Origin of the sequence: Mesorhizobium sp. M7A.F.Ca.CA.004.06.1.1 (assembly GCF_003999135.1) — a bacterium.
Taxonomy (GTDB): Bacteria; Pseudomonadota; Alphaproteobacteria; order Rhizobiales; family Rhizobiaceae; genus Mesorhizobium.
Genome location: NZ_RZPQ01000180.1, coordinates 1 through 8,862 on the forward strand (window position 1 = coordinate 1; position 8,862 = coordinate 8,862).

Genomic DNA, 8,862 nt, shown 5'->3' on the forward strand with positions numbered 1-8,862 from the left:
GATAGGGTGAGGGGCGGCACAAACGTTGAGATTCTGCTTGCGCCCTCGGCGCTGCCCCTCACCCTATCGCTTCGCGACCACCCCATCCCCCGTAACCGGGGCGAGGGAAGAGGCGCCAGCCGCCAGTTCACTCTGGAAACCGATAAAAGATCGTTCCATTGTCGCGCGTGACGCGTTCAATGCTTATGCGCGAGCCGATCAGATGCAGGCGTTTGTCCTTGATGAGAACAGACGGACCGTTCTCGACAGAGACCAGATAGATGCCGACGCGGTCCCACTGGACACTTCTGACCATTGCGTCGACGGTGACGACCGACCGGATTGGGCTTGCCATATTCGTCCACTTGAGCGGATCAAGGACCAACACCGCCGCAAACAAAGCAACAATCAGGATCACGCCCAGCACGTGCCCTTTCACATCCGCAAAAGTCCACGACATCGACGTGAATCCCCCAACCGCCGATTCATGTGGTGGACAGAAGGCCGACTTTCAATCGGCCTCCCTGTTTCAGGAAATTGCTGTTAGAGTCCCGGCTTGTCGGCGCGCTGTTACTTTGCCTTTGAAAGCGCCAGCCACAGGCCGCCGCCGACCATGAAGCTGCCGCTGATCCTCGACAAAAGCTTGATGCGGCCGGCCGACAGCAGGCGCCCGGCGCGGCCGGCGGCCAGCGCATAGGTCGAATCCGAGAAGGCGGCGAAGATCATGGCGGTCAGGCCCATGATGGCGATCTGCAGCGAGTAGTTGCCTTGCGGCGAAATGAACTGCGGAAAGAAGGCGCCGAAGAAGATCAACGTCTTGGGGTTGCTGAGCGCCACCAGCAGGCCCTGCAGGAAGAAGCCGCCGCGCGGTTTCCTGGCCGTTCCATCGGCGTTCAGCGTGCCTTTGGAACGGAACATCTGCACACCCATCCAGATCAGATAGGCGGCGCCGATCAGCCGCACCCACTCGAACCAGTGGCCCATGCCCGAGATCAGTGTGTTGAGGCCGATGCCGACGATGGCGATCATCACGGCAAGCCCTGCCTGCGTGCCGGCGACATTGGCGAGACCGGCGCGGGAGCCATGGCGGATGCTGTTGGCGATGATCAGCGTGACCGTTGGGCCGGGCACCAGGATGATGACGATGCAAGCCAGGACATAGGCGGCGTAGAGTTCGAGCGACATGACTTTTCCCCAGGAATGCCGCCGATGCGGCGCGGCTTGAGGACAATCAATGCATAGCAGCGCAGCCGGTGCAAGCCGCTAACTAGCGCCCTGCGACACGCCAGTCCGCTCGGTTCAGGCGCCGGTCTGCCAAGGCAGCGTTGCCTCATAGGCCGCCGCCGCCTTCAGCACGGCGAGGTCGCCGCGCGGCCGGCCGATCAGTTGCATGCCCATCGGTCGGCCCCTATCGTCGAAGCCGACCGGCACGTTGGCCGCCGGGCAGCCGCCCAAGGTCGCGAAGGCGGAAACCTGCATCCAGCGGTGATAGCTGTCCATTGCGCGTCCGGCGACCTCACGCGGCCAATGCGTATCGACATCGAAGGGGAAGACCTGCGCGGTCGGCAGCGCGACGAGATCATAGCGGTCGAAGATCGACAACAGCGTGCGATGCCAGGATGTACGGGTCACGGAGGCGGCGCGGATCTGCGGCGCCGTCAGCCGCATGGCGTTCTCCACTTCCCAGATGGCTTCCGGCTTGAGCAGGCGGCGCTTCGCGGGATCGTCATAGTGGGTTTTGAGCGCGCAGCCGCTGCTGGCCTGGCGCAGCGTCACGAAGGCCTGCCACAGCGCTTCGAAATCGAAATCCGGCAGCAGGGGTTCGCTAGGGAAGGATGCATCCGCAAAGCGGCCAAGTGCCGCCTCGCACAGGCCGAGAATGCCTGTTTCAACCGGCAGATGACCGCCGAGGTCGCCGAGCCAGGCGATGCGGCCACCAGTTGCCGGTATTCCAAGCCCTTCGAGGAACGAGCCGGGTTTCTCGTAGGACAATGGCGCGCGCGGGTGGTAACCGGCCTGCACATCGAGCAGCAGGGCCATATCACGAACGTTGCAGCCCATCGGCCCGTCGACGCCCATCTGCGCATGGAAGACTTCGAAATCGGGTCCGCCGGGAACAAGTCCTTGCGACGGGCGGAAGCCAAAAACATTGTTCCAGGCGGCCGGGTTGCGCAGCGAGCCGCCGAAGTCGCTGCCATCGGCGACGGGCACCATGTTAAGCGCCAGGGCCACCGCCGCGCCGCCGCTCGAGCCGCCGGCGGTCAGGGCCGGATCGAACGCGTTCAACGTCGGCCCGAACACGGCGTTGTAGGTGTTGGAGCCAAGCCCGAATTCGGGGACGTTGGTCTTTCCGATGATGATGGCGCCGGCATTGCGGATGCGCTCGACAAAGAAATCGTCTTCCTGCGGCACGAAATCGGCGAAGATCGGCGAGCCGAAGGAGGTCCTGAGGCCCGTGGTCGAGGCGAGATCCTTGATGGCGATCGGCATGCCGAAAAGTGGACCCGCCGCTTCGGCTCGCGACAGGCTGGCATCGGCCGCATTGGCTTCGCGCAGGATATCGGCGCGATCGCGCAAGGAGACGATGGCGTTGACCAGCGGATTGACCGCCTCGATGCGATCGAGGAATGCCGCCACCACCTCGCGCACGGAAAGCTCTCTCTCCCGGATCGCGCCGGCGAGTTCGACAGCGGACAGGCGGCAGATGTCGCTTGCCGGCGGCACGGCATGTTTCGTTTGCGGACGCAGCATTTTAACGGGTTTCCTGCAGCGCCTGATCGACGTCTTTGGCGAGCGGGATCGCCGGTTGGGCGCCAGGCTTCAGGCAGGCCAGCGAACCGGCCGCGCCAGCGCGCGCCAGCGCCTGTTCGAGCGTGAGGCCCGACGACAGGCTGGCGGCGAAATAGCCGCAGAACGTATCGCCGGCGCCGACCGTGTCGACAGGGGTGATCTTGCGTGCCGGAACGGTGAGGAATTCGCTCGGCGTTGCCGCCATCACGCCGTCGCCGCCGAGCGTGACGACGACGGTGCGGCCGGTCTTTCCGGCAAAGTCGCGCATACGGGCCGCCCGGTCGCGGCCTTGCAGCGACAGCGCTTCGCCATAGAGGTCGAACTCGGTTTCGTTGGCGACGACATAGTCCGCCTTGCCGAGAAAGCCGGCTGCCTGCCCCTGGAAAGGCGCCGTGTTGAGCACGGTAATGGCGCCGGCCGCCCTTGCCTGGTCGAGGGCGGCATCGACGGTGGCCAGCGGAATCTCATTTTGCAGCAGCACGACGTCGCCTTTTTTCAGAAAGGCCTTGGAGAGATCGCCTGGCACCACGGAAGCGTTGGCGCCCGGCACCACGGCGATGATGTTCTCGCCGTCGTCGGCGACCATGATCAGTGCCGTGCCGGTCGAGGCATGAGTCTCGGCAACGCCGGACAGGTCGACCTTGCCGTCGCGCAGCAAGGCCAGTGCCTCGGCGGCGAAGCTGTCCCTGCCGACGGCGCCAACCATGCGCACCGAGGCGCCGGCGCGTGCGGCGGCCAGTGCCTGGTTGGCGCCCTTGCCCCCAGGTGCGGTGGTGAAGGCCGAGCCGCCCACCGTCTCGCCGGGACTCGGCAAGCGGTCGACCTTGGCGATAAGGTCGAGGTTGATCGAGCCGATGACGATAATCAAGCAGGGCCTCCTGGCAACGCAAATTCAAAATATCGGAGCGTCTTCGTGCGTCCGGGCGAACGCAGATCGTTCCGATTGCGTGGAAGCTAACCTGTAAGGCCGCGGCTTGCCAGACCACGCGCATGGTCCAGTCCGATTTGAGGTGTCGTGGCCTTATTCGCAGCGCACGGTGACCGTGCCCTGATAGTTGCCGGCGGGAAAGATACCGCTCGATTTGGTGGCGGTGAGGTCGACCTGCATCGCGTGGGTGCCGTTGGCAACCCTTTGCGGCACACTTCCGTTGACATCGACCCCCGAGCCATCGAGGCGGAAGACTGAAGCGAAGATCACGTTGGTGCCGCCGCCGCTCGGCGCGGAGGAGAATGCGGCAGGCGCCGGCGCCGAAACCGAATAGCAGTCAAGCAGGTTAAGTATCGAGCACAACAGGGAACTCGCCACCACGGTGGCGCTGGCGCTCGATCCGCCTGCCTGTTTGGAGCCCAGTATGCTGATGGCGGGATTGGCCTTCATCGTTCCGGACGCCCCGACCATGATGGTGCAGGTGCCGATGATCGCCGCCTGCGCCGGAAGGCAGGAACCGGCAAGTGCCGCCATCGCAAGCAGCGCGCGGCTACTGCTTCTTCTTTTTCTTGCCATCGCCATTTCCGGTCCTGATGCTCCAGCCTTCGTTGGCCCACCCCGGTGATGCGGCTGCGGGAGCGGTGGCGGCTACGCTGGCCGTCTGGCCGTCGGCGCCGAGGCCCATTTTGAGAAGTTTCAGCTCCAGATGCAGGCGCTCGACCTCAAGCTCATAGAGACGGCTGCAATCGACGCGCTTCGGCGTACGCCCGATCGGGATCACCACCCGGCCGTAAGTGGCGACATCATTGTCGGACTGGCTGTTGCCTCTGATAACGCCGAGATCGACATAGGCCCCGGAGCCGGAGACGGCGGAACGGCATGTGGTGCCGTCCGCGGCACGGACCTCGTCCTGACCCTGGGGCAAGGTGACACCGGGCAGGTTGAAGCCGCTCTCATTCTGGTTGAGGTTGTAGACGTCCTCGGCCCCGGCCGGCGAGGCACCCGCCCAAGCAGCCGCGAGCGCCAGTGTCAGGACTTGCGGCGCCCAAAGAACTTTCCGCATATCTGTGCCCTTATCTGCGTCTGTTGATTGGGAAAGGGGATGCTTTCGGTACAGATACGCACTTTACGCTCGGCCGCGCCGTCAAAGGGCACGACCACAAGGACAGAACGGGAAGCCTGGGAAGCCAGCTGGAAGACATTTGGAGAGATTCTGGCATCTACCGGCTGAAAATCCTGATCGTAGACGTGGATTTCGACCCGGATCTTCCGGTCGTAGGGATTGGCAGGGAAGATGCGGACCGCGAAGACGTCGGTGAAGCTGTTGATCTCGCCACGCATCGGCGACATCGATTGGGCCTTGGCGGCAATGGGTGTCAATCCGATGGCCAATGCCGTCGCCAGGATTCGAGCATGTTTCAACGACCCCTCCTTCGCCACGCGTCATTCGCAGCGCAGCGTTACCGTTGCCTGATAATTGCCGTTGGCGAAGCGATTGCTGCCGCCTTTGGTTCCAGCGAGGTGAACCGAGACGAGATCGGCGCCGGGGGTGGTGATGCTGGTTGCCGAGCCGGTCTCGACGATGGCATGCGCGCCGGTGGCGGAGTAGGTCGGCGTCCAGGTCGTCGACGTGCTGTCTGCCGATGGCACCGTCATGGTGGTGACCGGATCGACGCTGAGCGACACACCTCCGGTCGTCGTCAGTGTCACGGTCCCAGCCGAGCCGCCGCTGTTGTGGGAACTGAGGGACTGGAGATCGGGGCTGGCCGTCATCGTGCCGTTGGTGGCAACGACAAGCGTGCAGGTGGGCGCGATCGTGCCATTGAAGATGACATTCTGCGTCGCGGCCAACGCGGCCTCGTCGAGGCTGGCAACCAGCAGAGCTGCGGCGCAGGCGGCGCGAAACAATGTCATCGGGACCTCCTATCAAGCCGGATCGTCCGGATTAATATGAGGGCATCATCACTTTATCGTGGTTAATTTAGAGTTACCTAAAATAACGGCTCAAAATAACAACTGCAGGGGACCGGAGGTTGCCCTGGGTTGCAACGGCGGAAACCACAGTCTAAATCGCGCTTATACTTAAGAAGGCCGATATATCCATGTTTTCCTTCGCAATATCGAGGAAAATCGATATTACGATACCTGCCCGGCTTCCCAGCCCAGAATGGCGCGCTTGCGGGTCAGGCCCCAGTGATAGCCGGTGAGATCGCCTGATTTACCGATGGCGCGGTGACAAGGCACCACGAAAGAGAGCGGATTGGCCCCGTTGGCCGCACCGACAGCACGGCTGGCGGACGGTGCGCCGATGCTGGCCGCAATCGAGGAATAGGTGCGGGCCTTACCCATCGGGATCTTGAGCAGCGCCTCCCAGACGCGAACCTGGAAGTCGGTGCCGATCATGACGACATGCAGCGGCTGGTCGGGGCGCCACAGCGTCGGATCGAAGATACGGGCGGCATAGGGACCGGTAGCAGTCATGTCCTCGACATAGACGGCGTTCGGCCAGCGGCTGGACATGTCGGCGAAGGCGGCGCGTTCCTCGCCGGGGTCGCTGAAGGCGAGGCCGGCGAGCCCGCGCTCGGTGGCCATGATCAGGGCGGTGCCGAACGGCGAGGAATGGAAGCCGTAGCGGATGGTGAGCCCGGCGCCGCGTGTCTTGTAGTCGCCCGGCGACATCGCCTCATGGGTGACGAACAGGTCATGCAGCCGGCCCGGGCCGGACATGCCCAGTTCGAACGAGGTCTCGAGCAGCGGCATGCCGGAATCGAGCAGCCTGCGCGCATGGTCCAGCGTCACCGCCTGCAGGAAGGCTTTGGGCGACAGGCCGGCCCAGCGGGTGAAGAGTTTTTGCAGGCCGGTCGGCGTCTCGCCAACCTCCTCGGCCAGTTCTTCGAGGGAAGGCTGATCGCGATAGTCGAGACTGATCTTCTCGATGGCACGGCGCACGATTTCGTAGTCGCTGCCTTCAGGCGTGATGTCCTTTTTGAGGACTGCGGTGTGTGTGCTCATGGAACTGTCTCCTTGAGCCGGAATATCGCCCCTCGGGGCGTCGATCGCCACCCGAAACTTGCCTTCCTACGCCGCATACGTAGATGGACACGGGATTCGAGCCCAGGAGCCGCCCGTGGCTGGCTCAGCGTGCCTTGGCGGTCGCCAGCGCGCGCGAAAAGGCGGTGGCAAAGCTCTCGCGGGAATCGGGGTCCAGGAAGGATCCGATCGGCACGTTCTGCCCTTGGCCTTCCACCGTCATCCCTGTGATGCCGATCTCGGCGTGGCGGGCTACCGAAAACCGCGCCCAGAACGGATTGAAGCGATGCGCTTCCGATTTGCCGGAAGGTGCGGTCTTGCGGATGTCGAGGCTGGTGCGCGAGACCGAGACTTCCTCGCGGGCGCGAGCGGCCCGGTAGTTGATGCGAAAGGCGAGGTAGACGGCGGCCACGTCGAGGCCGAAGAAGCCGAACACCGGCCAGGCGCCGCGCGACAGGAAAAACGCGCCTGTCACCAGCCAGCCGAACAGCAGCGCGCCCATCAGGATGAAGAAGCCTGTCCGGCCCAGAGACCGGTGCGGGGTGAGTAGCGCCTGAAAGAATGGCTCGTCGGCCTGAAACGAGGCGTTTGTGTCGCTCATGAGGGGATATTATAGGAGGGAAATGGCAAGCCCCAAGTCCAAAGATTCTTCCCTGTCCAAAAAAGAGCTGTTGCCCGCACGACGCGATGGGTCGAACGTCAAGCCACGCCCGCGGCCGGTGCGGAGCTCGTCGCGCTACAGCCCGGCCGAAGTGCACGAGATATTCCGGCGCTTTTCCGTCCAGCGGCCCGAGCCGAAGGGCGAGCTCGAACATGTCAACGCCTTCACGCTGCTGGTCGCGGTGGTGCTGTCGGCGCAAGCGACGGATGCCGGCGTCAACAAGGCGACGCGGGCGCTGTTCAAGGCCGCCGATACGCCGCACAAGATGCTGGCGCTGGGGGAGGCAAGGGTCGGCGAATATATCCGCACCATCGGGCTGTGGCGCAACAAGGCGAAGAATGTGATTGCGCTGTCGCAGGCGCTGATCCGCGACCATGGCGGCGAGGTACCCGACAGTCGCGATGAATTGGTCAAGCTGCCCGGGGTCGGGCGCAAGACCGCCAATGTCGTGCTCAATATGGCCTTCGGCCAGCACACGATGGCGGTCGACACGCACATTCTCCGTATCGGCAACCGGCTCGGATTGGCGCCCGGCAAGACGCCGGAACAGGTCGAGCAAGGATTGTTGAAGATCATTCCGGACGAATATATGCGCCATGCACATCACTGGCTGATCCTGCATGGCCGCTACGTCTGCAAGGCGCGCAAGCCGGATTGCCCGGCCTGCGTCATCGCCGACATCTGCAAGGCCGAGGTCAAGACGACCGATGTGCCGGCACCGCTGGTGCCGATCGCACCGCTCGACCCTGTCGAAGAGATTCAGGACCGAAGCGGAACGACGGCGTAATTCAACTCTCCTCCACAAACACCTCTTCGCGCTTTTTCTTGACCGCCGGCAGGAAGACGATGACGAGCACGGCGAGCGCGATGAGCAGCAGGCCGGCGCTGATCGGTCTGGTCAAGAAGGTGCTCGGGTCGCCGCGCGAGAGGATCATGGCGCGGCGCAGGTTTTCCTCGAGCAGCGGGCCGAGCACGAAGCCGAGCAGCAGCGGCGCCGGTTCGCAGCGCAGCTTGGTCAGGAGATAGCCGAGGAAGCCGAAGAAGGCGACGGCGTAGAGGTCGTAGACGTTGCTGTTGACGCTGTAGACGCCGATCGAGCAGAACGCCATGATGATCGGGAAAAGCACGTAATAGGGGATCGTCAGCAGCTTCACCCAAAGCCCGATCAGTGGCAGGTTGAGGACGATCAGCATCAGATTGCCGATCCACATCGAGGCGATGATGCCCCAGAACAGCGCCGGCTGTTCGGTCGCGACATTGGGGCCGGGCACGATGCCCTGGATGATCATGGCGCCGATCATCAGCGCCATGACCGGGTTGGCTGGAATGCCGAGCGTCAGCATCGGGATGAAGGAGGTCTGCGCACCGGCATTGTTGGCCGATTCCGGTCCGGCGACGCCTTCGATGGCGCCCTTGCCGAACTCCTGCGGGTTTTTCGAGACGCGTTTTTCGACCGTGTAGGACGCAAAAGCTG

12 protein-coding genes are annotated in these 8,862 nt (G+C 63.6%); 1 reads left to right on the top strand and 11 read right to left on the bottom strand.

Annotation, left to right across the window (positions count from 1 at the left end; genetic code table 11):
• Positions 1-127 precede the first annotated feature (127 nt).
• The 10 genes from EN906_RS13410 to EN906_RS13455 all read right to left on the bottom strand — a co-directional run bounded on the left by EN906_RS13410 (position 128) and on the right by EN906_RS13455 (position 7,328).
• Complete coding sequence (locus EN906_RS13410; RefSeq protein ID WP_127267107.1) at positions 128-439, bottom strand: hypothetical protein; 312 nt, start codon at positions 437-439, stop codon at positions 128-130.
• A 110-nt stretch (positions 440-549) separates the two neighbouring features.
• Complete coding sequence (locus EN906_RS13415) at positions 550-1,164, bottom strand: LysE family translocator (RefSeq protein ID WP_127267106.1); 615 nt, start codon at positions 1,162-1,164, stop codon at positions 550-552.
• A gap of 114 nt (positions 1,165-1,278) precedes the next feature.
• Positions 1,279-2,730: an amidase gene (locus tag EN906_RS13420; protein WP_127267105.1), complete on the bottom strand. Its 1,452-nt coding sequence runs from the start codon at positions 2,728-2,730 to the stop codon at positions 1,279-1,281.
• A gap of 1 nt (position 2,731) precedes the next feature.
• Entirely contained in the window at positions 2,732-3,637 is a 906-nt protein-coding gene (locus EN906_RS13425) for a ribokinase (RefSeq protein WP_127267104.1), read from the bottom strand.
• Between the two features lie 153 nt (positions 3,638-3,790).
• A complete protein-coding gene (locus EN906_RS13430) occupies positions 3,791-4,273 on the bottom strand; it encodes a hypothetical protein (RefSeq protein ID WP_127387361.1) in 483 nt (160 codons plus the stop codon).
• Positions 4,248-4,760, bottom strand: a complete 513-nt coding sequence (locus tag EN906_RS13435; RefSeq protein ID WP_127267102.1) for a hypothetical protein — start codon at positions 4,758-4,760, stop codon at positions 4,248-4,250. The genes EN906_RS13430 and EN906_RS13435 overlap by 26 nt, the downstream gene beginning before the upstream one ends.
• Positions 4,727-5,119, bottom strand: coding sequence for a hypothetical protein (locus tag EN906_RS13440; RefSeq protein WP_127267101.1), 393 nt, complete (start codon positions 5,117-5,119; stop codon positions 4,727-4,729). Before EN906_RS13440 ends, EN906_RS13435 begins: the two co-directional genes overlap by 34 nt.
• A gap of 21 nt (positions 5,120-5,140) precedes the next feature.
• Complete coding sequence (locus EN906_RS13445) at positions 5,141-5,611, bottom strand: hypothetical protein (protein ID WP_127267100.1); 471 nt, start codon at positions 5,609-5,611, stop codon at positions 5,141-5,143.
• A 222-nt stretch (positions 5,612-5,833) separates the two neighbouring features.
• Positions 5,834-6,709, bottom strand: a complete 876-nt coding sequence (locus EN906_RS13450; protein WP_127267099.1) for a bifunctional helix-turn-helix domain-containing protein/methylated-DNA--[protein]-cysteine S-methyltransferase — start codon at positions 6,707-6,709, stop codon at positions 5,834-5,836.
• Positions 6,710-6,833: 124 nt separating this feature from the next.
• Positions 6,834-7,328 carry a DUF2244 domain-containing protein gene (locus EN906_RS13455; protein ID WP_127267098.1) on the bottom strand — a complete coding sequence of 165 codons (495 nt, stop codon included), beginning with the start codon at positions 7,326-7,328 and terminating at the stop codon, positions 6,834-6,836.
• Positions 7,329-7,350: 22 nt separating this feature from the next.
• Between EN906_RS13455 and nth the strand changes: the two genes are divergently transcribed.
• Positions 7,351-8,175, top strand: a complete 825-nt coding sequence (nth, locus tag EN906_RS13460; RefSeq protein ID WP_127267097.1) for an endonuclease III — start codon at positions 7,351-7,353, stop codon at positions 8,173-8,175.
• 1 nt (position 8,176) lies between these two features.
• On the opposite strand, the gene EN906_RS13465 is transcribed toward nth, so the two are convergent.
• On the bottom strand, positions 8,177-8,862 hold a 686-nt coding region (locus EN906_RS13465), incomplete at its 5' end, for a tripartite tricarboxylate transporter permease (RefSeq protein ID WP_206529086.1).